Below are 25,590 nucleotides of genomic sequence, written 5' to 3' on the forward strand. Positions count from 1 at the left end.
TTCGCCTAATAAGTCAATTCAAAGGATTAAGAAATGAACCCCATAATCTGTTCAATAATAAAATGACTATATTTCTCATCTCTACAAATAAGCAGAATCGTGTCATCACCACAAATCGTTCCGAGCAAATCTGGCCATTCCATATTGTCGATCAAAACAGCTACTGAATTTGCTGTCCCAGGTAAACATTTCATCACCACAAGATTGCCCGTGTGATCGATATGTACGAAGCTGTCCACCAATGAACGTTGTAATTTTTGGATAGGATTGTACCGCTGGGCCGTCGGCAAAGAGTATTTATATTTCCCCTCATCCGTTGGCACCTTGATCAGCATTAGTTCCTTAATATCGCGAGATACGGTTGCTTGTGTAACTTGAAACCCTGATTTCCGTAATGCTTCAACCAATTCGTCCTGCGTGTCAATTTCCTGATTTGCGATAATTTCACGTATTTTAATATGTCGTTGACCTTTCATCATGTCCTCCAAGTGCCCTTATGGGCTGATTCGTCTTCATCTTCATCATTAATTAAAGCAATTGTCCTGATGTCCCCAAGATCAGTATCGACATACAGTACACCTGTACATTCAGGATATAGTAATAAAAACGGTAAAAGTTCTTTGCGAACTCCACTGCCAGTCCATTCTACCGTTAAACGTTCTCTTGCTGTCTTGACTAGATACATCTCCCTGTCCTTAGTTACGATATAGTCGATAAACAAGCGGCTATGTAGCACATTACCATTTACCTTAAATGCTAGCGGTACCTTCAACTTATCACTAATGATTTCAAACCCTGCCTGCTCTAAGAGATCTACTGCAGGATGTTCCATGATTTCTTCATTAAATTGAAAGCCGATTCCAGACCGTAGCGAAAATGGCTTACGTACCCAAGATTGCATGCCACGATAAATTAAATAAATCGCTATTCCCGTAATGAGAACCATCAATAGTCCATCGGTGTAATTTCCCACCCGAAATCACCTCAAGGAATTAATTCGACGAATCCTGGCAAGCTCCTGTTAAAAGTAGAACAATTTTATAAGACTTAATAATTATTTATGCATTTTTCTTCATTATAACGAACACCCGTTCTGATTTCAACTATACAAAAAGCCCATCACTTTGACGGGCTTCCTGTAAAGGTATCAGTAGCTTCAGCGACCACTTGCTTGGACCTTTCCTTAATGGTATCCAAATCGACAGGCTCTTCGTCTTCATTCTGTTCATCAAGACAAAAATGTGCCAGAAATTCGATATTTCCTTCTCCACCCGTAATAGGTGAGTAGGTCAGGTCCTTTAAACCGTATCCACTTTCCAGTGCGAATTGAAGCACCGTTTCCAATACCTCGCAATGAACTTTGGGATCGCGTACAACACCTGATTTCCCGACCTTCTCACGTCCAGCCTCAAACTGCGGCTTAATTAATGCTACAATATCCGAAGGCCTCTTCAAAAGCGTCAACAGTGTCGGCAAAATAATTTTTAGCGAAATAAAAGAAACATCGATGCTTGCGAAATCTGGAGCCGGACCATCTAAATCTTCTGGTGTCATGTAACGGAAATTGGTTCGCTCCTTAACATTAACTCGCTCGTCATTACGAAGAGACCAATCCAGTTGATTGTATCCAACATCAATCGCATATACATAACTTGCTCCATGCTGTAACGCACAGTCGGTAAATCCACCAGTCGAAGAACCAATATCCAGCATGACACGTCCATTCATGTCGATATTGAATCTCTTTAAGGCTTTTTCCAATTTTAATCCGCCGCGGCCTACATAAGGATGAATAGCTCCTTTTACCGTTAAAGCTATATCGCGAGGCACTTTGGTTCCAGCCTTCTCAATTCGTTCCTGACCACCAAATACTAGTCCGGCCATAATCGCAGCTTTTGCTTTTTCCCTACTATCAAAATACCCCTGCTCCACCAGCAGGACATCAATACGTTCTTTGGAAACAGACATGAATTTCTCCTGACTTTCTATGGCTCCAAAGGCCCTTAACTTAAAATGGGTTAGCCTTTTTACCGTATGTTAACTGATGTTCACTTCGGAATTTCTGAATCTCATGCACAACGGACTCTGCAGTTAGACCCACTTCCTCGAGTTGTTCTTTAATCGAACCGTGCTCGATGAATCGATCTGGAATGCCTAACAACGAAATATCCAACCCGGAAATACCCTGTTCTGCATAAAATTCAAGAACTGAACTTCCCAAACTTCCTGCTTGAGAAGCTTCCTCTAGAACAACAATTTTATTACCTGTTTGAGCTAATTTCAGCAGCATTTCATTATCTAATGGCTTCAAGAAACGAGCGTTGATGACACTTGCCGATACACCTTCACGTTTAAGGATATCCGCTGCTGCTTCCGCTACCTGGACCATCGGTCCTACCGCGATAATAGTAAACCCTTCACCCTCACGGACTTTAACCCAACTTCCAATCGGGATTGGAGTAAGTACCTCATCCAATGGAACTCCCGGTACGTTGATACGAGGGTAACGATAAGCAATCGGGCCCTCATTATATTCAAGTGCAGTCTTCATCATATGACGAAGCTCGTTCTCATCTTTAGGCATCATGAGCACGATATTCGGAATATGCCGCATAAAAGCTATATCGAATACCCCATGATGTGTTTCTCCGTCGGCACCAACAAAACCTGCTCGATCAATAGCGAACATGACATTAGCATTATGACGACAAATATCATGGACAATTTGGTCGTAGGCCCGCTGCATGAAGGTCGAGTAAACGGCATAGACCGGTTTCATTCCCTCCATAGCCATAGCTGCACACATCGTCGCTGCATGTTGCTCAGCTATCCCCACATCAATCATCCGATCAGGGAAACGTTCGGCAAACTTAACTAAGCCTGAACCACCTGGCATAGCTGGAGTGACCGCTACAATTCGCTCATCCTGTTCAGCAAGCTCAATAAGTGTTTTGCCAAAAACTTCGGTATACATTGGATTGCCGACCGCTTTCAACACTTGGCCTGATTCGATCTTATATGGTGAAATTCCGTGCCATTTATGAGAGTCTTCTTCAGCCGGAGTATATCCTTTCCCTTTAGTGGTCAATACGTGCACCAACACTGGACCGTTGACATTGTTAGCTTGGTTAAAGGAATCAATCAATCCAGGAAGATCATGACCATCAACAGGACCCAAGTATTTAAATCCGAGCTCCTCGAATAAAACACCTGACACCATTAAATATTTCAGACTGTCCTTTACACGTTCGGCTGTCTTCGCTATTTTACCCCCGATGGCCGGGATTTTCTTCAACAACTGCTCAACTTCATCTTTAGCACGCAAATAATTTTTGTCCGAGCGAATTTTTGTCAAATAGTTGTGCATGGCGCCCACATTCGGAGCGATAGACATCTCATTATCATTCAGAATCACCATCAGATTTCTCTGTTCATGACCGATATGATTGAGTGCTTCAAAAGCCATTCCACCCGTTAGCGCACCATCACCAATAACAGCAACAACCTTATTATTCTCACCTTTAAGGTCACGTGCTATCGCCATTCCCATTGCCGCAGAGAGCGAAGTACTGCTATGCCCCGCTTCCCAAACATCGTGCTCACTTTCAGCACGCTTAACAAAACCACACATTCCATTATGCTTACGGAGTGTGTCAAATTTGTCCATTCGTCCCGTTAATATCTTATGTACATAAGCCTGATGGCCTACGTCAAAAATAAATTTATCTACAGGACTGTTATAACAGTAATGAAGCGCGATGGTTAGTTCCACCACACCTAAATTAGACGCAAGATGCCCACCGGTCACCGATAGCTTCTCAATTAGAAACTGACGGATTTCCGAGGCTAATGGCGTCAATTGCTCTACAGAATATTTCTTTAAATCATGGGGTTCATTAATTTTCGAAAGCAGCATACAAATTCCCCGCTTTCCTTAAATAGTTTTCTCTTGATAGTAATAGCATTTATTATAACATATGAACAGCTTAATCGAAATCATCCGAAAAATTAATGGTCCCTCTTCATCAAATAATCTGCAATCGCCAGCAACCGCTCTGGATGTGGAATAAGACCACTTGTTATGGCCTCTTTTGCAGTTCGCGTCAGTGCTTCCATCTCAGCCTGCGATTGCTCCAAACCGATAAAAAAAGGATAAGTAACCTTCTGCTGTTTCACATCGCTTTGTGTCTTCTTCCCAAGCTTACTCTCATCTCCGATGAGGTCGAGAATATCATCTTGAATTTGAAAGGCTAGTCCAATCGCCCGGCCAAACTGTTCAAGTGCAGCTAGTTGTTTCTCTGTAGCCGAAGCAACTCGTGCTCCAGCTTTCAAAGAGAACACAATAAGATCACCCGTCTTATGTTGATGGATGTAGCGTAGTTGTTCCAGATCCGTAAGCCCTTGCTCACCTTCCATATCTGCAACTTGACCGCCTACCATTCCAGCAGGTCCAGCAAACAATGATAACTCCTCTACGATTGCTAATGCAGACTCAGCAGGAATATCATATTGACGGCTTGCCTGGATGATATTATAAAACGCATGCGTCAAGAGACCATCCCCAGCAAGAATTGCCATAGCCTCCCCGAACACTTTATGGTTCGTTGGTTTGCCACGCCGAAAATCATCATTATCCATAGCTGGAAGATCATCATGAATTAATGAGTAGGTATGGACCATTTCCACGGCGCAGGCGACAGGTAGAGCAGCTTCTCTACTCCCACCAAGCGACTCCGCCGCAGCAACAACTAGTAGCGGCCGAAGCCTTTTCCCACCCGCCATGAGCGAATATTCCATCGACTTTCTAAGGTTCTCTGGAACATACCATGAGCCGGGTACACTATTCAGAAGAGAAGAGGTCACCGTATTGGAAACATCCTCGATATATTGTTGAATTGACATGTTATCCAAGTTATTCACCGCTCTCCTCACCTAGTGGGGCGAAAGGCTTCTTTTCAATTTCTCCACCATTCTCTACGATCATTTCAATTTTGCGCTCGACTTGAGCCAGCTTTTGGCTACAAAGTTGTGAAAGCTGCATCCCCTTTTGAAACAGATCAATTGCTTTCTCAAGGGGGACATCCCCATTCTCCAATTGTGCTACAACTTCTTCCAATTGATTCATGGCATCCTCAAAATTAATTTGCTGTTCCTGTCCCATGATCGTCTCCTTCCCGCTTCATGCCCCATACTTGGCATTCCAGCTCTCCGTCGGTCACTTTAACTTTCACCATATCACCAGGCTCTACGTCTCCTAGAGATTTGATTAATGATTTCCCCTGTTCATCATATACAAGGCTATATCCCCTCGCCATTACCTTCAATGGACTAAGGGCATCGAGTTGTCTTATACCATAAGACAACTGCTGCGATTTCTCCTTGAGCATAGCACTCATGGCTGCGCGAAGCTGACGACCTGCATCATTCTGCCGACGCTTTGCTAATAGTAACGCATCCTGCGGGTGATAACGGAGTAAACGCTCATGCAGACGACCATATTTCGAAATCGTCAGCTGTGTACGTGACAGCATTCTAACCTCCATACGAGATTGAAGTGTATCCAATCGTTCCGCATGCTGTAGTAAGCTTCGACGCGGCTGGAGCAGCGCTGGAGATTTCTGCAAGCGGCGTAATCGCTCGCGTGCCTGTGATACCTGGTGCTGCAAGCCACGCTGCAGCACTTGCTCTCGCTGGCTGATCAGCGCTCTCAATTCAGCGCTGTGTGGAACGGCCAGCTCGGCGGCAGCTGTAGGCGTCGCGGCACGAAGATCCGCGACGAAGTCGGCAATCGTAAAATCCGTCTCGTGGCCAACGGCCGAGATGATAGGTATTGCCGATTCATAGATCGCACGCGCAACTGATTCTTCATTGAACGCCCATAGTTCCTCGAGAGATCCGCCACCTCTGCCTACGATCAGCACATCAGCTTCACCCATCGCATTTAATCTTTCGATCGCTTGAACAATGGATGGAGCCGCCCCTTTTCCTTGGACAAGAACAGGGTATAGTACAACCGCAGCCTGCGGATAACGCCGCTGTAGCGTGATTAAGATATCGCGTACAGCTGCTCCAGTTGGTGAAGAAACAACACCAATCACCTTTGGAAAACGAGGCAGCGGGGATTTACGTTCTGGGGCAAATAATCCTTCTCGTTCCAGCTTCTGTTTCAACTGTTCAAATGCAAGATACAAACTGCCTATACCATCCGGCTGCATATGTGTCGCATAGAACTGATATTGACCGTCACGTTCATAGACCGACACATTGCCGCGAGCAATGACACGCGTTCCTTCTTTGGGGATAAATGGCAGTCGCTGATTATGTGAAGCGAACATAATACTTTTAATCCGACTATCGGCATCTTTCAACGTAAAATACATATGTCCACTGGAGTGATGCGTAAAATTAGAAATTTCACCACGAATCCAGACATCAGCAAGCAGCGTATCTGACTCCAGTTTCATCCGAATGTACCGGTTCAATTCCTTGATGGAATATATTCGCTGTTCCAAAGGTGCTGCCCCTTTCCAGATGTTACGCTAGACCCTTCAATCTTTTGGCCGCAAGCACAGTATTCATCATCAACATCGTAATTGTCATTGGACCTACACCGCCAGGTACTGGCGTAATTGGGCCGGAGATTTCTTTTACACTCTCAAAATCCACATCGCCAGCAAGTTTTCCGTTATCCAGTCGATTCATGCCTACATCAATGACTACAGCACCAGGCTTAACAAAAGATGCGTCAACAAAGTTTGCACGACCGATTGCCACAACAAGAATATCCGCTTGTTTAGTCAATTCCTTCATATTGGTTGTTCTAGAATGACACATCGTAACCGTTGCGTTCTCCCGTTGCAACAAGAGTGAGACAGGTTTACCAACGATGTTACTACGTCCAATAACAACCGCATGTTTACCAGAGATTTCAACGCCCGACCGTTTGATCAATTCAATTACTCCAGCCGGTGTGCAAGGTAACAAGCTATCGTCACCGATCATTAGATTTCCTACATTGACAGGATGGAATCCGTCAACATCCTTCTTCACGGAGATCGCGTCGATAACTGATTTCTCATGAATATGGTTTGGTAATGGAAGCTGCACGAGAATACCATGGATGCTATCTTGATGGTTCAGCTTGTCCACTAGAGCCAATAGGTCTTCTTGGGAAGTAGATGCCGGAAGACGATGAACTTCCGAATAAAATCCGAGATCATGACAAGCTTTTTCTTTATTACGAACATAAACTTGGGAAGCTGGGTCTTCACCAACAAGAACAACCGCAAGTCCTGGCGTTAAACCTTGATTTAGCAATTGTTCAACCTCTTCGCGGAGACCTCCCCGTATATCCTCAGATATTTGTTTTCCACTAATAAGTTGTGCAGACATGAATTTCTCCCCTTTTCATGATTTATCTTCCAACACCCTATTTATTTTTAATGATCAAATTTTACTCTTGATTTGCTCCACATCATGAATCATTTTTCCAAGAACACCATTTACGAATTTCCCGGATTCTTCAGTTCCAAAGTGTTTAGCCAAATCGATCGCCTCATTGATTACAACTTTTCCTGGAATATCATCGCGGAATATCATTTCATACACAGCTAGGCGTAGCACCTGACGATCCACTTTGGACAATCGACTGATATGCCATCCCTTCAAGTAATCAACGAGTAATTCATCAATACCTACCTTCCGATCCCACGTACCATTAACAATCTCTAATACAAAGGCCTTAGTCGCTTCTACATCAGATAGGTCCACTTCACTTTCGTTTTCACCTGCTGCTTCTGAAATAAGCATCGTCACTGCTTCTTCAGCTTCTACTTCATTCATTTCCATTTGATACAAGCTTTGTACGGCAATTTCTCTCGCTAGTCGTCGTTTCATGTGTATCCTCCTTAATTGATGCCACTCATCCCTCCCAAACCCTCCCTTACCATAAGGGAGGGCCCCAAGGGCTGCCGCCCTTTGGATACCCGCTTAGGTAACGTAGGAGGATGAGAGGCGCTCCTGCTCGCTGTCCCCTTTGGGGATGCGCTCTACTTTGGTGCTCGGTACGCTTTTCCCCCTTCGGGTACGTCTTACTTTTGGGCACACCTGGGCTACCTAGGTAAACCTGCTGCTCAATGAGCTAAGATCAATCACCCGAATAGGCAATGTAACGTAGAGTCGCTTGTCGCCCTACGGGCACGCTCTACCTTTGGTGCTCCTGCTCCAACTCTCTATAACATTTGCTCAATAAAGGGCGCTGTCCCTTCGGGATACGCTCACTTCTGAGCAGAACATTCCTTCTTACCTTCATGATGATCCAAAACAGTCAGATTCATCACACTTTTTCAAATGACTCATTTATTTCAAACAAAAAAATCCCTTGACACGCTCTCTCCACAAAAAATGGGCAAGATGAAATCGCAGCTCTTTTTCCGGAGAAAGCATATCACAGGAATTATTTAAAAGGGCGCCAACGCGATTCCAGCCATCCCCGAAGCTCTCCCCAAGGGATGAGCGGGCCCTGACCCAAATCCTTGTGTTTGCCCACAGTATACCCGACAAACAGCAATAGCGCGCAGAACAGCATATTCCAAAATCCAAAAAATAGATAGATCAGGCAAAAAAACACAGCCGCCCCTAGCCCTAGCAGGCGTCCTTTATGACTCTCCCACATTTGTCTCCAGAACATCGGGTCACCCACCCCTATTCAACCCGGTTTTTCATAACAGTTGATTGAACGATGTTGGCAATATACACCGAAACATAAGAAACAGGAATGCCTGTAATCTCTTCAACATGATCGTGAACTTGCTTTTGTACATCCTCGGTCAATGACGGAATGGAGGTTTCTCCGTCTACCATTGCACGCACCATAATTTCAAGACCCGCATCTGTGATTCGAATTTTTGTCTTCACTTCTTTGATGCCTCGAACACGAGAAGCAGCCTTATATGATAAGTTCTGAATAGTTTCTATTGAGATTTGGATATCCCCATAATCGGTACGCTGATCAATCGAGGGTAGTGAGTTACGTTCCCGTCGAACTGAGATATAGAAGAAACGAATGCTGAGGATGAATAATAGTGCAGCAACTACCAACGATACAATATACCATGTTTTTTCATCTGAGCTACTCAGTGACAAAGGCATAATGTTCGTCAGCAGGAGGATGGCGATGACAGAAATTATTCCGATACTCAAGCTGTAAATAAACAGCAAAAGTCTGTCCAAAATTTTGGCCACGACAGGTACAGCCTCCTTAAAATGAGAGTGTTCAAAAGATGACATTCTGAACTACACTAAAAGTTCTACTCTTAAAGTATAGTAAACCCCTGACATGAGTCGGGGGTTTAGCAATGCAATTTATTTCACTCTGTGGGTCAATTCTACCTCTTCGACTTTCTCTACTGCCTTAAAGATTACATCGTGAATATGTACATTCACTTCAACCACAGTTAAGCCTGTCATTGTTTCGATAGAACGTTTAACATTGCGTTGGATCTCAGTAGCTACTTCAGGAAGGCGATGACCAAACTCAACAATAACAGAGACGTCAACAGCCGCTTCACGCTGACCTACTTCTACCTTTACACCCTTGGACAAATTCTTTCTTCCCAGGAGTTCAACAATACCTCCAGCGAAACCGCCGCTCATTCCTGCGACACCTTTGACCTCAACCGTAGCAAGACCTGCAATGACTTCAATTACCTCAGGAGCAATTTGAATTTCACCAATATCTGTACGTTCAAATTCAGTAGGCACTGTACTCATTCTATTCATCCACCTCTCAATAAGTATGACGTTGCCTCACATCCAAGAGACTAGCGCACTTATTATACATACTATATCATTTCGGGTTCATTATGACAAACAAAGAGACGGTAACTAAATCTCATTTTCTTCCAAAAATTTAATATCAAAGTCTCCCCGAATAAAAGTGGGGTGCTCCAACAATTTTTGATGAAATGGGATCGTAGTATGAATCCCTTCAATCGCGAACTCTGCCAACGCACGTTTCATCTTGGCAATCGCATCCTCACGAGTAGCTCCCCACACAATCAATTTAGCGATCATAGAATCGTAATAAGGAGAAATGGTATACCCAGGATAAGCTGCGCTATCCACACGTACACCAGGACCACCTGGCGCTAAATAGAAGCCGATTTTACCAGGGGAAGGCATGAAGTTCCGAGAAGGATCCTCTGCATTAATCCGGCATTCAATCGACACTCCATTTAATTGGACTTCTTCTTGAGTGAAGGAGAGTGGGTTGCCTTCAGCAACCGAGATCATTTCCCGAATAAGATCGATTCCCGTTACCATTTCTGTTACAGGATGCTCTACTTGAATTCGAGTGTTCATCTCCATGAAATAAAATTGTCCATCCGGACTTAACAGAAATTCAAGTGTCCCTGCACCGGAATAATCCACAGCTTGTGCAGCTCTAACCGCAGCCTCGCCCATTTCTTTACGCTTCTCTGGGGAGAGCATTGAACAAGGTGCTTCCTCTACCAGCTTCTGCCGTCTACGTTGAACCGAACAGTCGCGTTCACCAAGATATACAGCAGACCCATGCTTGTCAGCAATGATTTGAATTTCAACATGCTTCATGCCGGTTAAGAACTTCTCAAGATATACACCTGCATTACCGAACGCTTTTTGAGCTTCCTGTTGTGCCGTTGTTATCTGCTGAACAAGTGAAGACTCATCCTCAGCAAGACGTATGCCTTTACCGCCGCCGCCAGCCGTTGCCTTAATAATAACTGGATAACCAATATCCCTAGCAATTAAGATCGCTTCTTCGAGATCTTCAACCAGACCAACTGATCCTGGTATAACAGGAACTTTTGCATCTCGCATCGTTTGCTTTGCTACAGCCTTATCACCCATTTTGGTAATGGCTTCCGCGGAAGGACCAATAAACGTAATGTTGCACGAACTGCAAATCTCAGCGAAGTCTGCATTCTCTGCAAGAAAACCGTAACCTGGGTGAATAGCGTCGCACTCCGTTAGAGTCGCTACACTAATCAGGTTAGAAATGTTTAGATAACTGTCTTTGGACAAGGTTGGCCCAATACAATAGGCCTCATCCGCAAGCCGCACATGCAGCGAATCTCTGTCCGCTTCCGAGTATACAGCCACGGTAGAAATACCAAGTTCGCGACAAGCACGTATAATTCGAACCGCAATTTCTCCACGATTCGCAATCAATATTTTATGAAATTTCACTGTCTCGCATCCTCCTTGGAAAGCTAGATAAGCGCCCCATTTTGTTAGACGCCTTCAGACCGATCACTCCGGCTTCACCAGAAAAAGAGGCTGTCCGTATTCCACTAGTTGACCATTCTCCACTAGAACATCAATAATTTCACCCTTAACCTCAGCTTCTAGCTCATTCATAAGCTTCATAGCTTCGATGATGCAGACCGTAGTCTTAACACCAACTTTATCCCCTATATTCACGTAAGGGTTTGCATCTGGAGATGAAGAGCGATAGAACGTACCGACCATTGGCGAAACAATCGTATGTAAGTTTGCTTCCTGCTCACGTGGACTTGGTACAGTCGATTCAACACTTTGACCTTGGTTAGTCGGTTCAGTAGGGACATAAGTTGGAACACCTATTTGTGGTACCCCTGCAATAACCGGTGGTTGAACAAATACCCCATCATTCTTAGATCTACGAATACACAAACGTGAGCCTTCATTTTCAATTTCAAGTTCGTGAAGAGTCGTTTTATCCATCAGTTCAATCAATTCTTTAATTTCATCCAATTTAAACATATTCTAATTTTCACTCCTTCAGCTTTATCGGAAAGCCTTGGCCATTTATAACATAACTTTATGTATTATATCACAATCACTCAAAATGGAAAGAGTCCAAGATCGCCTCGGACTCTTCCCAGTGTGCATCGTATTCATTCTACAGTGGTGTTCTAGTTATTGACTTACATATTGCACCTTTACTTTGTCTTGCGAAACACCTAGTTCTTTAATGACCATGTCCATAATTCCAACAGCAGCTTTTGCGTCCAACTTATCGCTGATCACAACCACTTTGTATTGATCATTATCCTCGGTCACGACTGCATTAGCATATTGCTGTTGAAGGCGTTCTTCAATATCCGTGATCTTTGCTTCCTTCTCCTCAAGAGCGCCTAATTGTTGCTGAGCCATAGTCGCTTCTTCCAGTGTTTTCGATTCATCACTTATCGCTTGAGTTAGTTCATCTTGTTTCTTGATATTGTTCTCACTACGTTCACGTTGGTAAGCCGTTAGTGTATCAGCAGCAGATACCCCACCAGCCTCCAGCTGCTTCAGAACATCTTCATCATTTTTACCCGTATCCGTCTGATTCTTATCGGTAGTTACAGTAACACCCTTAGCGTTATCAGGAGATTTGGTGTCTGCAATTGTCCCATCAGGTGTGTTAGCATCAGGTGTAATAGCATCATCTGTTATTACTCCATTACTACTATCCATGACTACATCATTGGTCTGTTCATCCTTTGAAACTTCATTAAGAACCACATCATCTCCAGCAGTTGATCTTGTGTCCATTGTCGTTACTTGGGCCCCATCAGCAACAGGCTTTTTAGCACTACCTGAATCCTCAGTAAACAAATAATAAGCGGATAAAATTACCATCAAGCTAAGCATTGATACGAGCCATACTGTCTGTCTTTTCGATCTCATTGTAAAATTCCTCCTAAGTATTAAATAGATTTTTATATAAAAATGAACCTGGTCATCCGTGTTACTATCATCATTGAGCTTGTTTTCTTGGAACGACGGAAATTTGATAGGAAGGAACATTTAATCCCTTCTCAATGGCATCAATGATTAGACCTTTGACTGTTTTATTCTCAGCACCTCGTGCTACAACAAGTACGCCTCGAACCTTCGGTTTTATTTTCTTCGTAATGATGGGCTGTTCATCACCAGATACTGAATAAGTAACGATCTGCCCATCTCGGGTATACTGCGTAACATGTCGTTTCCCGCCGCCAGCATCCGTCTCTTCCGTCAATTCTTGGGTGTCCTTTACATTGCGTTGGACAACGATTTCTTCAGTAGAATCAATGGTGACTAACACATCAACCGCACCGACCCCAACAATCTTCTCCAAAATTTCTTTGGTTTTATTCTCCAGTGTCTGTTCAATTCCATCAAACGAATTATCTCCCGCCCCTTCACTGGATAGGGTCGATGTTGGCATATTTTGTACAACCGGAGGTTCTCTGCCTACTCCATCCGAGTCAATCTGTTTGACATGTACAAAGGAGTTAAATAACATGATCGCTACCCCAATCAGACCTAAAATTAATAGCAACCGAAAGGTGTGTACACTTTTCTTCCCCTCCGTTCCTTTGCCCAGAAACTGTTCAAGCTTCTTCAACCAATTCGGCACGGTTATCACCTCCTTAAAGTTAATGTTCTTCTTGATCCCGCCTTATAACGGCAACCGTATCTTTGGAAACGCCCCATTGTTTGTATAACAATTCCTTAACTTTCACTGTTAGTTCAACATCTTGAGCCTTATTTTGGCTTCGGCTATTTGAGCCATTGTCTTCTATGGAGTCCTTGTCTGTATCAGCCATTACCGTCTTATCCTCCATAATCCCTTCCTCATTATGCGATGTTGAATCTTGTGGCAATTGAACGTTAATTGTCACTTTTTCGACGGATGGAATTGCATCAATTTCTGAATCTTTCACGGTGTTAGCTCCGCTCTGAGTGAGCTCTTCCTTCATCGCTTGACCCATGTACACCTCAACTGCTGAGATCAAAAGCTCCGATTGCCCTGAACCAAAGCTAGCCTTCTTTGCAGTTTCATCCGTTGGTTTAGTAGTCAACTTCACAGTAACACGCTCTACCGGCTGTCCAATCACTCGTTCAATCTGTTCTTTCATTTGCCTTGCTGCTTCTTCACCCGCCCATTGGAGCGACTCAGATTCTCTCTTTTTCTTGATTTCTTCCCCTTGTTTTAAAATGAGCGCCGTGCTAGCCTTGTCAGAATAACCATCCAAACCATTCATATTGTCCGATAGAGCTGCAGTAATCGTCTGCTCCGTACCACTCGAAAATAACCGGATAATGGGTGATAGAATAGTTAGGAGTATCAGTAAACTGACAACGAATTTTACATACCGCTCCATGGACTTATTAGGTAGAAGTAGTTCAATGAACACTGCGATCAATACGACAAAAATAATTTCTTTTAGCCATTCACTAATCCATGTCACCCGGCAATCACCACCTTGTTCATTCCATCACCTCATCATCACTGTGATATTACCAGCCGTTAGCATAATCGTGATGGCTAGGAAGAACATCAGCCCGACCGCAGCCAGCGCTGCAAATACGTACAACATGCTCTTGCCGATGGTCTCAAGGCAGCTAACGATCGGTGTATCTCCAAGTGGCTGCATGACAGCTGCGGATAAATTAAATATCAGCGCTAGCGTAAGTATCTTTATGGCTGGAAATGCACAAAGGAATAACAGTATGATGACTCCGACAAGACCAATCGAATTTTTCACAAGCAAGGAGGCTGAGATCACCGTATCCGTAGCATCGGAGAACAATTTACCAACAACAGGCACGAAATTTCCGGTCAAATATTTGGCCGCCCGGAGGGTAACCCCATCTGCCACTGAACCCGTGATCCCCTTGACGGAGATGACACCTAAGAAAACTGTCAGCAACAATCCAAGTAAGGCCATGCTGACCGTTCGAAGCAAATTAGCTAATTGCGTCAATTTATATTTATCAGATAGCGAGCTAACGATATGAAGTACGGCGGAGAAGAATAACAAGGGAAATACCACCGTATGAACCACCGTTCCAACCGTATGAACCATGAAGACAACGAGCGGATGAGTGACCGTAACCGTAACCGCATTGCCCATCGAAGCTAGTAGCATAAAAAGTAGAGGAACCATGGCCATCATAAAATCAATCATTCCAGTGATAGCTTCTGTTGCGTAGGTGATGGCGACATGAAAGCTGTTAATCGCAAGAACAAGAATGACCATGTAACAAATGGAATAGGCTACTTTGCTCACTTGCCTTCGTTCGAATGCGGTTTGAAGCGTCTCCAGAATCATGCTAAATACCGATAGAAGTACGATGGTCACCAAGATGTGACCGTTATACAGAACTTCATGCCACATATATCGCATCAGACCTGATAACGCCGACTTCAGATTGAAGCCGCTATCTTTCTGAATAAGCATATCCATGAAAGAAGGCATATTCTGATCTGGAAAAAAACCTCCATAATTCTTCATCAACTGCTGCCAGTAGGATTCCACTTGGTCCGTTGGAAGTTCCTCTGCCTGACGCTGTACCCACCCATCATCTGTGCCTTCGGCAAACAACTGGATGGGATTGAATAGCAGTAACCCAAGGACAATGATGAATACTGTTTTTTGTCGCCATGTCAGGTCAAATTGTTTCATCCCTTGTCCCCATTTCGACTAAGCTGGCAGCAATTTCATTACCGTCTCGATAATGATGCTGATAATTGGGATGGCGAGTACCATAATTAACACTTTTCCCGCCAGTTCTATTTTGGAAGCTATGCTCTCTTGTCCAGCATCCCGGACGATTTGTGCCCCAAATTCAGCAATGTAGGCGATCCCGATGATTTTGAGAATCGTCTTAAGATATATCATCTGCACACCGGAAGACTCTGCTAACTGTTCTAGTACCTCAATGATTCCTCCGATTTTTCCTATGAGATACATAAAGATTAGTATCCCTGTGCTTGCTGCAATCAGAAAGGCGAAAATCGGCTTTTGCTCTTTAATAACTAAAATCAGCACTGTTGCCAAAAGACCTAATCCTACAATCTGAATCATTTCCACCGTAAGTTCACCTACTGGAATAAGAAGATCGATTTGATTTCTTGAAACAGACTGTCAAGCAGTCGAATCACCATAAACAGCACAACGACGAACCCGATCAACGTCACCCAATGTGCCATATCTTCTTTGCCCATTTGCTTCAACACCGTATGAATCATGGCGATAATTATTCCGATGCCTGCAATTTGAAAAATGGCGTTCACTTCTATGTTCATTGATTTGGCACCTCACTATCAATTTCACAGCGATCATCGAATGGGGAGGATCATAGAATTCAGTAGAATAAAATAACGACGAACGCTCCGCTAAGCAGTCCCAAGCTTTTACACATTTTCTCGTAACGAGATTGTTCATCTCTAGCTGCGACCTCTTCACTTTCTAATTGGCGGATCGCTGTAACGATGTGTCCAATTTGATCTTGCCGATCGCTTGTCCCGAGTGTGTAACTAAGCTGGTTCATAATGTCTTTCTCCGGCTTCTTCATTGAAGTGAAGCCCCATTGACTCTCAACAGCATGTTGTAGACTGTCCTGCGCGGTCCAGTTGTTTGGCGGATTCATATGACCGGCAGCCACTGTGAACAAGGATCTAATCGGTTCCTTATTCTGATTAGCAATCCGCTGCAGGGCATCCGGTAAAGGGGTGAAGCCATACATAATTTCCGTTTCTAGTCGTTTCAATGCTAAGATCAATCCTCTGATTTGATTTGGGCGGCTTGCAAATTGTCTTGCCTTAAGCCATCCAACAAGCGTTGCTGCCAGGATGACTAATGCGGCTCCTAGCATCTTAAGCATGTTCTTTCCCACCTTTCCAACCTGGCTCATGAGTCTGGATTACTCTACCTTTTCCATCCCATAGTCGGAAAGCAAGTCCCTTTTCCGTGCGATTGAGCACCGTGTAAATTTGAAAGAAGGGAGGGTTGAACAATTGCGCTAACGCCGGTCTGGAGGCCATTTCAGCTACATTTGAACCATGCGCTGTGGCAATAACTCGTACACCTGCATGCAGTGCTTCGGCTAATGCCTCTGCATCCTCAGAACGTCCAATTTCATCGACGATAATAACATCAGGGGACATCGAGCGAATCATCATCATAATGCCTTCCGCTTTGGGGCAACCGTCCATTACATCGGTCCGAGCCCCAACATCAAAACTTGGTACCCCTCGCTTGCTTCCAGCGATTTCAGAACGTTCATCAATTACAGCCACCTTGAGACCGGACCACTTCGCTTCTGGATGTCCCCACGTTCCATTACTGATCTGGCGAGCCAAATCGCGGATCAGTGTTGTTTTTCCCTGTTGTGGTGGAGATAGAATCAAGGTATGATGCACACTCTGTTGTTTGAAATCGAGTAGCTGCGGTAACACTTGATCAGCGATTCCCTGTACTTCCCGAGCGATACGAACATTAAATCCACTAATATCGCGAAGATGTTCGACCCGCCCCGAGCTGAGTACCGTCCTTCCAGCAAGTCCTATCCTATGCCCACCTGCAATGGTAATAAATCCTCTACGCAACTCCTCCTCCATCGTATATAGGGAGTGATTCGTAATTAGATCTAGCAGCGTGTTACCATCTTGTTTTCCCGGCTTAAAAGCGAGAATAGGATTGCGGGTGATCTCTCCACTAGAAGTTAGAAAATAGTGACGACCCGCCGCATTGACTTCGAGCGGACGACCTTCACGGATGCGTATTTCTTCCAACTCGTTAAAGAGAGAAGTAGGCATCTTAAGCAATAATCCCCGGATGTTATCAGGAAATACGGATAACCAACTTGGGTTCATTTGCAACCCCCCAAGACTTATGTCTCTTATTTATTAGAAATGGTTTCTGTTATATCTCATGTGTATGCTTGTACTTTGTCTTTATGACCGTAAATCTATCATTTCTTCAAAATACCAATTAAGAGACAGGTGATACCGCCACCGATCCACATCATTTTGCCCCACGACAGTTTGTCAGACATACCTGCAAGTCCAATAGCCGTTGTTATGATCAATACCGTGGGTCCTACGAAAGCAAGAGTAGAATTAACAACCAATGCTCTATCTACCCTTCCTAGCTTAAGCATAAGAAGCGCAGCTGTGATCTCAATCGTTCCTGAAATAATTCGTAGTGTTGCCATACTTGTCACAAATTTATCAAGCATACTGACCTCCTTTATGAACAGATAACTCTATGCAAGTTTGTCCCTTTCTTATCGATATGCTGGAATATCTTTTTTTATTAAAAAAGAAGGTTCAAATCAAAAAAATAGTGTTGATTTCAGTGAAGAAAGATAAAAAATAAAGGCTCGCGAGTAATATCTCACGAACCTTTCTTAATATTCAGAGCCCCTTAAATGATAGAACTCTTTGCGATAACAAAAGGCTGCTGTGGAGCCCCCATTAAATTCCGGTTTGCTGACACTAAGACGTCTTTATCTAAAATTACATTTTCAATCGTTGTCCCAGCCTCAATTATCGACTTCTGCATCACAATTGAATTGATCACCCTTGCTCCCTTTTCGATCCGGACCCCACGGAAAATAATACTATTCTCCACCACTCCATCAATCACGCAGCCATTAGCCACAAGCGAATTACTTACATTAGCCTCCGTCAAATACTTGGATGGCGCCTCATATTTGATCTTGGTCTGGACCGCTTGTTTACCAAACAGTCGCAAGTAGTGCTCCCTTTTCAAGAGATCCATACTGTTCTTGTAATAGCTTTGCACCGAATTGATTACGGCGTGATAACCTGTATATTTATATGCGGATACTTTTAAGCCTCCGCGCCCTTTCTGAATCACATCCCGGAAAAAATGGCTGCCACCATGTGCGATGCACAGATCCACCATTTCCAGAAAAAGTTCCTTCTCTATGATAAACATTTCCATGTAAATGTTGTGGTTATCTTTTTCTTGATGAATACCGCTCACTTCACCGGAAGATTCAACATCAAGCCTTGTACAAGATTCATGCTCTGGTTCAAGTTGCTCGATCTGTTTGTAGACTAATGTAACATCGGCCCCACTATCACAATGCTGACTATAAACCTCTTTAATATCAACCATGTTGATATGACGACTGCCAGAGTACACGATGTACTTCCCAGGGGAACGTCGAAAGAAATGAAGGTTATTATGAAAATGCTGTAATTCCCCGCGTGAAGTGTCTGTAGGATCATTCCAATCAGGAGGAAGAATAAACAATCCCCCACGTTTCCGATCCAAATCCCAAGGTTTACCGTCCCCTAAATGATCTAGAAGGGAACGATATTTTCGACGAATAAAGAGCCCCACGCTGACAATCTCAGCATACATCATATTCGACAATATAAAATCGATCAAGCGATATCGTCCAGCAAATGGCACCGACGCACCGCAGCGGAAATATGTTAATTCATTTAACTGGTCCAGCTCATGATCTAGACTAATGACTCCAAGCAATGGCTTCATACTGCCTTCCCCCTCCTCTTTTAGCTTTGTGGGTTTCTCGAAAGGTATGACCAGACATCCTCTTCACTATCAATGAGTAAAATGTCCTCATCCTGCGTTGAACCAATAACAGCATTATCTTCAATAACGATATCCTCATTGATAATCGCTCCATGAATGCGTACGTTCTTTCCGATTTTAACTTTTGGCATAATAACCGAGTCTGTAATTTCGCTGTCTTTTCCCACTTCTACTCCGTAAAAAAGTACTGAATGTTCTACTTTGCCGTGAATAATACAACCTTCATTAATGATGCAATTTTTAAGGCTTGCTTGAGGTGCAATATATTGTGCCGGTTGGTTAGGATTTCGAGTATAGATTCGCCAGGAAGAGTCGTTTAGATCCAAGGGTGGAGCATCAGATAGTAGATCCATGTTCGCCTCCCATAGACTGCGAACGGTACCTACATCTCTCCAGTATCCTTCAAAAGGATAGGCAAATAATTTCTTGTCATTATGGAGCATCAGCGGAATGATATCTTTGCCAAAATCATAGGAGGAGAAGGGCTTCTCAGCGTCCTCCAGCAGATGCGCGCGCAATACGTCCCATTTGAAAATATAGACTCCCATAGATGCTAATGTACTCTTGGGATGCGCTGGTTTTTCTTCGAATTCATAAATCTGCAAATCTTCATTCGTATTTAATATTCCGAAACGGCTTGCTTCCTCTAAAGGAACATCAATGACTGAAATCGTACAATCGGAATCACGTTCCTTGTGATATTCTAATAGGGCTTTATAATCCATCTTGTAAATATGATCCCCTGACAGGATAAGTACGTGCTCAGGATTGAACTGCTCAATAAATTTCACATTGCGATAGATGGCATCCGCTGTACCTCGGTACCAATTGCTTCCGTCTTCCCGTTCGTGAGGGGGTAGAACATATACACCACCATATTTGCGATCCATATCCCAATCTGTACCTACACCAATATAAGAATGAAGCACAAGAGGCTCGTACTGAGTAAGAACGCCAACCGTATCAATTCCAGAGTTAGAACAATTGCTCAGTGGAAAATCAATAATCCTGTACGTACCCCCAAAATAAACCGCAGGTTTAGCAAGAGTCCTAGTAAGTCCCTTGAGCCGCTTACCTTGTCCTCCGGCCAGCAGCATAGCTACGATCTCTTTTTTCCTCATGAAAGCACCTCTTTCACAGTGATGATTCCTATTCATATTAGATTCTGCAATTATTAAAGGCCGCTATATTTAAACATACTGAAGTTTCAGCGTAACCATGTCTCAAAATAGCAGATTATTAAAAAATCTTTTTGCAGGCACAAAAAAAGACCTGCAATAATAACCGCAGGTCTACTAAAATCAGAACATGAAATTAAAAGAACGAGCCTCTAGAATCTCTTCTAAGGCTCGTTCTGCATATAGGGGGAAAAACTGACCCTCCTAAATTTTAACGTCTATCCTCTGGTCCACCTACAAAAACCTGATCTTTGGTATCAAGGCCATAGGCAGTATGCAGTGCTTTCACAACTTCATTCAATTTGCTACCTTCGATAACGCAAGAACATTTAATTTCTGAGGTGCTAACCATTTTAATGTTAACCTCTTGCTTCGAGATAACATCAAACATTTGCGCTGCAACCCCTGGATGACTGACCATACCTGCGCCAACGATGGACACCTTAACGAGCCCATCTTCCGAGGTGATATCCTCGAATGGAACTTCTCCGCGAATATTGTTGATTACACTGAGTGCTTTCTCTCGATCAGAGAGGCCTACAGTGAAGGAGAAATCTGCTTTCCCGTCCTGAACACCACTTTGTACAATGATATCTACATCAATCTTGGCATTTGCAAGTGAGCCGAATACTTTGGCTAATACACCAGGAACATGAGAAACCCCTAATATACTAATCCGGGCTACGTTCTTATCATAGGCTATTCCACTGACAACTACACCTTGCTCCATATTGACTTCCTCCTTAACGACAGTACCTTCATTATGATTAAAGCTTGAACGAACGACTAGACAAACCTGATTGTGCTTCGCATACTCTACAGCACGGGGATGTAATACAGCCGCCCCCAAATTAGCCAACTCTAGCATTTCATCGTAGGATATTTCCGAAAGCTTACGAGCATTCTTTACAATTCGTGGATCAGTGGAATAAATACCGTCTACATCCGTATATATTTCACAGAAATCTGCGGAAATTGCCGCAGCAAGAGCTACAGCAGTCGTATCCGAACCGCCACGTCCAAACGTTGTAATTTCCCCATCTTCCGTCATCCCTTGGAAACCAGCGACAACGACGATGTTTCCAGCGTCTAGGGCCTGCTGAACACGCTCCGGCTGAATATCTATAATACGGGCTTTGCCATGAACCGGCTCCGTACGAAAACCAGCTTGCCAGCCCGTAAAGGAAACTGCGTTCTTGCCAAGTGCATGAATCGCTATGGATAACAAAGCAATCGAAATTTGCTCACCATTTGTCATCAGCATATCCATCTCACGTAATGGTGGTTCTTCATTTAACAATCTAGCTTGATCAATTAAATCATCTGTCGTATCACCCATCGCAGAAACAACAACTACGACTTGATGGCCCTCATCTTGCTTCTCTACGACGCGTCTTGCGACACGCTTCATGCGCTCTGTATCCCCTACGGAGCTACCTCCGAATTTCATAACATATAAAGCCAAGTCAGACCCTCCCTAATATGATCTTCCACATTCCACTCACTAAATCAGTAACGCTTTAAAACAGTATAATACGAATAAAAAAATTCCTCCACCAATAATGGATGGAGGAGGAACTTTTTTTGGAGATTTGGAGATACAGTGACATAACCCCAACTATGCGCGGGAAATGTATTTACCTTCACGAGTATCAATCAACAATATATCATCCTCATTGATGAATAAAGGTACTTGAACGTTATGGCCTGTCTCAAGTTTAGCATTCTTCGTTGCACCAGTAGCTGTATTTCCTTTAATTCCTGGTTCAGTCTCAACAACGCGCAGTTCAACACTGTTCGGCAAGTTAATCCCCAGAATTTCACCTTGATAGCTGACGATTTTTACATTCATGTTCTCTCTCAGGAAGTTAAGTTCCCACTTCAACTGTTCAGAAGTCAATGTAAATTGATCATAAGTTTCATTGTCCATGAAGGAATGCTCCGAACCACTTGCATATAGATACTGTACATCACGGTTTTCGATTTGAGCTCGTCCGATCGTTTCACCGGCACGGAACGTTTTTTCTACGGTGTTACCGTTACGAAGGTTTTTTAATTTGGAACGGACAAATGCTGCGCCCTTCCCTGGTTTAACGTGCTGAAAGTCAAGCACCGTATAAATATCGCCGTCTACTTCGACGGTCAAGCCTGTTTTAAAATCATTTACTGAAATCAATAGAGAACCTCCTCAGGTAAAGTTAACATTTATTAATAAAATATATCATAACTTCTATGCAATTACGGTAAAATCCTTTGTTGACTCGGTTAAACGGCGAATCCCGCTCTCCGTAATGACAACATCATCTTCAATTCGGACGCCGCCAAAACCTGGCAAATAAATACCTGGTTCAACTGTAACGACCATTCCTGGTTGAAGTACCGTATCGCTAAGTTTGGATAACCTTGGTGCCTCATGCACTTCCATACCTAGACCATGACCTGTACTGTGACCAAATTGATCACCATAGCCGTAACGTGTAATCACATCACGAGCTAAAGCATCAGCTTCTCTTCCTGTCATGCCAGGACGAAGATGTTCAAGCGTGTGTAGCTGTGCTTCCAGAACAATGTCGTAAATTTCACGGTGCTTCGGACTTGGAGTTCCTAAAACCACCGTACGAGTAATATCCGAGCAGTAACCGTTCAAAAGAGCACCAAAATCCATTTTCACGAATTCATTACCCTTGATAACTCGCTCACTCGCTACCCCGTGAGGAAGAGCAGAACGTTCACCGGATGCTATAATCGTATCGAATGAACTTGAAGTAGCTCCATTCTTGCGCATGAAGATCTCCATTTCAAGAGCCATGTCCAATTCCGTAACACCAGGTCTAAGAATCCCTAGCATATGATGGAAAGTTCGGTCAGCAAGATCTGCCGCCTCTTTCATGATAGCCAATTCTTCATCGTCCTTATAAACTCGCAGTCCTTCCACGAGTCCAGCTGCCGGAATAAGCTGACAGGGACTTAATTCAGTCTCATAGTTCCGATATGTAGAGTACACAACATTCTCATCTTCGAAGCCAAGTCGACTTATTTGCCCCACTTGTAGGAGCTCCTTGAGCGTATCCGTAACCGAAGCAGCATGCTCAACAATCTCGAAACCTGTAGCCTGTTCGGAAGCCTGTACCATATATCGGAAATCTGTTAACAAATAGGCTTTCTGTCCTGTAATCAGAACATATCCGGAACTTCCAGTAAACCCCGTTAAATAGCGGCGATTCACTTCTCCAGTAATCAATATGGCTTCCAAATTTTGAAGCTCGAGAGCTTCCCGAAGCCGAATAACACGAGTGTTCGCCATCATATGCGCCCCTTTTCAGTCCATTCATTACTTTACGCATCTATCCTGTGAATTAACCAAAAGTAATTTTAACATAAAAAGGAGTCAATTGAGAAGCTTTTTGTCCCTATTGGTACGCATTCTCCGGTTCTCGTTGTCTTTCATCATTGTATTCTACGGCTGCCGTATATCCGATAAATAACCCCCATAATAAATAGAGACAAAACTCACTGATCGCGGTGTTAACTGACAGCTCCTTAAAGGGAATCGTCATATGAGTCAAAGGGCCAATAAGAAGGAATATAATGATCCACCAGAAGATCCCATACAGAAGACCGGGAATAGGTCCCTTAAGTTTACGGAGACACAGAGTGTATATGAGCGTCACTATGATTGAGAATACGATAAACCCTAACCAACCAACGTAATATCCAGGCCCGCTATTTAGAAATTTTTGTTTAAAAAATGGTTCAAGTAAATATCCTGGCAGCACTGTCGTAAAGCGCATATAATAAAATAAGCCCTTAATTCCTCCCCATATAAGACCTGCAAAAAAGCCAATATTCAAAGCAAACAACCAAATGTTTGTGACCTTTTTGCTGTTTTGCTGATGCTGAGTCATATTTTGATTCTCCTTTAAAATTGTTCCATATCAAATTCGCATTTAGTATGACCAATTTTTAAAAGACTAAACAAACTAGAATTTGCTCTCAAAATTCGATACAATGGACTCATTAACATTAGGGAAGGTGAAATATTTGCCTCAAGAATCTAAACCAGCTATATACGGTGGTCAAGCCGTCATCGAAGGCGTCATGTTTGGCGGCAAACATGTCAATGTAACAGCAGTCCGCCGAAAGAGCGGAGAAATCACCTTTTTGGAAGTACCAAAGCAAGATAAAACTTGGGTAAAACGACTTCGTAGAATCCCGTTAATCCGTGGACTAGTCAGTATTATCGATTCTAGTGCCAAAGGCTCCAAACACTTAAATTACTCAGCTGAAGCTTTGGCTGATGATGAAACGTCACCAGAAGAACGTGCTCAGCAAAAAGAAAAAGAAGAGTCCGGTTTCTCTCTATCGATGATTGTCGGTGTGGCTGTTGCCGGTATTCTTTCATTCATTGCAGGTAAACTCATATTCACGCTTGTCCCTGCGTTACTGGAACAATATTTGTTTCAGCATGCATTTGACAATCGTGTCTTGCATACTTTGGTGGAAGGCATTATCAAAATTGTACTTCTCCTATGTTATTTATGGCTCATGACACTAACACCGGTAATCAAACGCTTGTTTCAATATCATGGTGCTGAACATAAAGTCATTACCGCCTATGAGAACGGTGAAGAACTCACTCCTAAGAACGTTCAAAAATATAGTCGTCTTCACTATCGTTGTGGCAGTAGCTTTATCATTCTAACCGTTATCGTTGGCGTCATTGTTTATTCTTTCTTTAGTTGGGATAACGTATGGGAACGGATGTATATCCGCATACTATTGCTTCCATTAGTTATCGGCATTTCCTTTGAAATGCTGCGTCTGACGAATGCTGTACGAGATCTTCCTGTGTTACGCTTTCTCGGGTATCCTGGGTTATGGTTACAACTTCTAACAACCAAAGAACCAACTGACGATCAAGTAGAAGTGTCTATTGCCTCATTTAATCGGATGCGTGAATTAGACGCCCGTTTGGAGCAAGAAGGTGTATTGGAATCGCCTCTAGGCCATTCCACTTTGGATCCTGTGAAAGGATGATG

Annotated in this window: 30 protein-coding genes; 1 reads left to right on the forward strand and 29 read right to left on the reverse strand. The window is 43.4% G+C overall.

What is annotated here, in order from left to right; all coding sequences use genetic code 11:
- Positions 1–26 precede the first annotated feature (26 nt).
- The 29 genes from ahrC to IEW05_RS12670 all read right to left on the reverse strand — a co-directional run bounded on the left by ahrC (position 27) and on the right by IEW05_RS12670 (position 24,456).
- Positions 27–476 carry a transcriptional regulator AhrC/ArgR gene (gene ahrC, locus IEW05_RS12530; protein ID WP_308420425.1) on the reverse strand — a complete coding sequence of 150 codons (450 nt, stop codon included), beginning with the start codon at positions 474–476 and terminating at the stop codon, positions 27–29.
- A complete protein-coding gene (locus IEW05_RS12535; protein ID WP_188539176.1) occupies positions 476–973 on the reverse strand; it encodes a hypothetical protein in 498 nt (165 codons plus the stop codon). Before IEW05_RS12535 ends, ahrC begins: the two co-directional genes overlap by 1 nt.
- Positions 974–1,119: 146 nt before the next feature.
- Complete coding sequence (locus tag IEW05_RS12540; RefSeq protein ID WP_188539178.1) at positions 1,120–1,968, reverse strand: TlyA family RNA methyltransferase; 849 nt, start codon at positions 1,966–1,968, stop codon at positions 1,120–1,122.
- 40 nt (positions 1,969–2,008) lie between these two features.
- Positions 2,009–3,916, reverse strand: coding sequence for a 1-deoxy-D-xylulose-5-phosphate synthase (gene dxs / locus IEW05_RS12545; protein WP_188539180.1), 1,908 nt, complete (start codon positions 3,914–3,916; stop codon positions 2,009–2,011).
- Positions 3,917–4,008: 92 nt separating this feature from the next.
- Positions 4,009–4,902: a polyprenyl synthetase family protein gene (locus IEW05_RS12550; protein WP_188540852.1), complete on the reverse strand. Its 894-nt coding sequence runs from the start codon at positions 4,900–4,902 to the stop codon at positions 4,009–4,011.
- Between the two features lie 10 nt (positions 4,903–4,912).
- Positions 4,913–5,161, reverse strand: coding sequence for an exodeoxyribonuclease VII small subunit (gene xseB / locus IEW05_RS12555; protein ID WP_188539182.1), 249 nt, complete (start codon positions 5,159–5,161; stop codon positions 4,913–4,915).
- Entirely contained in the window at positions 5,139–6,464 is a 1,326-nt protein-coding gene (gene xseA, locus IEW05_RS12560) for an exodeoxyribonuclease VII large subunit (protein ID WP_373285831.1), read from the reverse strand. Before xseA ends, xseB begins: the two co-directional genes overlap by 23 nt.
- 70 nt (positions 6,465–6,534) lie before the next feature.
- Positions 6,535–7,392, reverse strand: a complete 858-nt coding sequence (gene folD, locus IEW05_RS12565) for a bifunctional methylenetetrahydrofolate dehydrogenase/methenyltetrahydrofolate cyclohydrolase FolD (RefSeq protein ID WP_188539185.1) — start codon at positions 7,390–7,392, stop codon at positions 6,535–6,537.
- Between the two features lie 54 nt (positions 7,393–7,446).
- Positions 7,447–7,896 carry a transcription antitermination factor NusB gene (nusB, locus tag IEW05_RS12570; protein ID WP_188539188.1) on the reverse strand — a complete coding sequence of 150 codons (450 nt, stop codon included), beginning with the start codon at positions 7,894–7,896 and terminating at the stop codon, positions 7,447–7,449.
- Between the two features lie 559 nt (positions 7,897–8,455).
- Positions 8,456–8,689, reverse strand: coding sequence for a DUF2273 domain-containing protein (locus tag IEW05_RS12575; protein WP_188539190.1), 234 nt, complete (start codon positions 8,687–8,689; stop codon positions 8,456–8,458).
- 14 nt (positions 8,690–8,703) lie between these two features.
- Positions 8,704–9,243: an alkaline shock response membrane anchor protein AmaP gene (gene amaP / locus IEW05_RS12580; protein ID WP_188539192.1), complete on the reverse strand. Its 540-nt coding sequence runs from the start codon at positions 9,241–9,243 to the stop codon at positions 8,704–8,706.
- Positions 9,244–9,363: 120 nt separating this feature from the next.
- Positions 9,364–9,771 (reverse strand): Asp23/Gls24 family envelope stress response protein, encoded by a 408-nt coding sequence (locus IEW05_RS12585; protein ID WP_188539194.1) that lies wholly within the window; start codon positions 9,769–9,771, stop codon positions 9,364–9,366.
- Between the two features lie 114 nt (positions 9,772–9,885).
- Positions 9,886–11,229, reverse strand: a complete 1,344-nt coding sequence (accC, locus tag IEW05_RS12590) for an acetyl-CoA carboxylase biotin carboxylase subunit (RefSeq protein WP_188539196.1) — start codon at positions 11,227–11,229, stop codon at positions 9,886–9,888.
- 63 nt (positions 11,230–11,292) lie between these two features.
- Positions 11,293–11,784 (reverse strand): acetyl-CoA carboxylase biotin carboxyl carrier protein, encoded by a 492-nt coding sequence (accB, locus tag IEW05_RS12595; protein ID WP_188539203.1) that lies wholly within the window; start codon positions 11,782–11,784, stop codon positions 11,293–11,295.
- 156 nt (positions 11,785–11,940) lie between these two features.
- Complete coding sequence (locus tag IEW05_RS12600) at positions 11,941–12,696, reverse strand: SpoIIIAH-like family protein (protein WP_188539205.1); 756 nt, start codon at positions 12,694–12,696, stop codon at positions 11,941–11,943.
- Between the two features lie 70 nt (positions 12,697–12,766).
- Positions 12,767–13,411, reverse strand: a complete 645-nt coding sequence (gene spoIIIAG / locus IEW05_RS12605; protein ID WP_188539207.1) for a stage III sporulation protein AG — start codon at positions 13,409–13,411, stop codon at positions 12,767–12,769.
- 19 nt (positions 13,412–13,430) lie between these two features.
- Positions 13,431–14,246, reverse strand: a complete 816-nt coding sequence (gene spoIIIAF / locus IEW05_RS12610; RefSeq protein WP_188539209.1) for a stage III sporulation protein AF — start codon at positions 14,244–14,246, stop codon at positions 13,431–13,433.
- A 27-nt stretch (positions 14,247–14,273) separates the two neighbouring features.
- Entirely contained in the window at positions 14,274–15,464 is a 1,191-nt protein-coding gene (gene spoIIIAE / locus IEW05_RS12615) for a stage III sporulation protein AE (RefSeq protein WP_188539211.1), read from the reverse strand.
- Between the two features lie 18 nt (positions 15,465–15,482).
- Positions 15,483–15,872 carry a stage III sporulation protein AD gene (gene spoIIIAD, locus IEW05_RS12620; RefSeq protein ID WP_188539213.1) on the reverse strand — a complete coding sequence of 130 codons (390 nt, stop codon included), beginning with the start codon at positions 15,870–15,872 and terminating at the stop codon, positions 15,483–15,485.
- A gap of 11 nt (positions 15,873–15,883) precedes the next feature.
- Positions 15,884–16,087, reverse strand: coding sequence for a stage III sporulation protein AC (spoIIIAC, locus tag IEW05_RS12625; RefSeq protein WP_009225775.1), 204 nt, complete (start codon positions 16,085–16,087; stop codon positions 15,884–15,886).
- Between the two features lie 59 nt (positions 16,088–16,146).
- Positions 16,147–16,665 carry a stage III sporulation protein SpoIIIAB gene (gene spoIIIAB / locus IEW05_RS12630; RefSeq protein ID WP_188539215.1) on the reverse strand — a complete coding sequence of 173 codons (519 nt, stop codon included), beginning with the start codon at positions 16,663–16,665 and terminating at the stop codon, positions 16,147–16,149.
- Complete coding sequence (gene spoIIIAA / locus IEW05_RS12635; protein WP_188539218.1) at positions 16,658–17,656, reverse strand: stage III sporulation protein AA; 999 nt, start codon at positions 17,654–17,656, stop codon at positions 16,658–16,660. Before spoIIIAA ends, spoIIIAB begins: the two co-directional genes overlap by 8 nt.
- Before the next feature lie 98 nt (positions 17,657–17,754).
- Complete coding sequence (locus IEW05_RS12640) at positions 17,755–18,021, reverse strand: YqhV family protein (RefSeq protein WP_188539220.1); 267 nt, start codon at positions 18,019–18,021, stop codon at positions 17,755–17,757.
- A 188-nt stretch (positions 18,022–18,209) separates the two neighbouring features.
- Positions 18,210–19,313, reverse strand: coding sequence for a glucose-1-phosphate adenylyltransferase subunit GlgD (gene glgD / locus IEW05_RS12645; protein WP_188539222.1), 1,104 nt, complete (start codon positions 19,311–19,313; stop codon positions 18,210–18,212).
- 20 nt (positions 19,314–19,333) lie between these two features.
- A complete protein-coding gene (locus IEW05_RS12650) occupies positions 19,334–20,494 on the reverse strand; it encodes a glucose-1-phosphate adenylyltransferase (RefSeq protein ID WP_188539224.1) in 1,161 nt (386 codons plus the stop codon).
- A 268-nt stretch (positions 20,495–20,762) separates the two neighbouring features.
- Positions 20,763–22,016, reverse strand: a complete 1,254-nt coding sequence (locus tag IEW05_RS12655; protein WP_188539226.1) for an aspartate kinase — start codon at positions 22,014–22,016, stop codon at positions 20,763–20,765.
- A gap of 153 nt (positions 22,017–22,169) precedes the next feature.
- Positions 22,170–22,727 carry an elongation factor P gene (efp, locus tag IEW05_RS12660; RefSeq protein ID WP_188539229.1) on the reverse strand — a complete coding sequence of 186 codons (558 nt, stop codon included), beginning with the start codon at positions 22,725–22,727 and terminating at the stop codon, positions 22,170–22,172.
- A 54-nt stretch (positions 22,728–22,781) separates the two neighbouring features.
- On the reverse strand, positions 22,782–23,855 hold the full coding sequence (locus IEW05_RS12665) for a M24 family metallopeptidase (protein ID WP_188539231.1): 1,074 nt from the start codon (positions 23,853–23,855) through the stop codon (positions 22,782–22,784).
- Positions 23,856–23,961: 106 nt separating this feature from the next.
- On the reverse strand, positions 23,962–24,456 hold the full coding sequence (locus IEW05_RS12670; protein WP_188539233.1) for a YqhR family membrane protein: 495 nt from the start codon (positions 24,454–24,456) through the stop codon (positions 23,962–23,964).
- 136 nt (positions 24,457–24,592) lie between these two features.
- On the opposite strand from IEW05_RS12670, the gene IEW05_RS12675 reads away from it, so the two are divergent.
- On the forward strand, positions 24,593–25,588 hold the full coding sequence (locus tag IEW05_RS12675) for a DUF1385 domain-containing protein (RefSeq protein ID WP_188539236.1): 996 nt from the start codon (positions 24,593–24,595) through the stop codon (positions 25,586–25,588).
- Positions 25,589–25,590: the final 2 nt, after the last annotated feature.

Origin of the sequence: Paenibacillus segetis, assembly GCF_014639155.1 — a bacterium.
GTDB classification, from domain to species: Bacteria; Bacillota; Bacilli; order Paenibacillales; family Paenibacillaceae; genus Fontibacillus; species Fontibacillus segetis.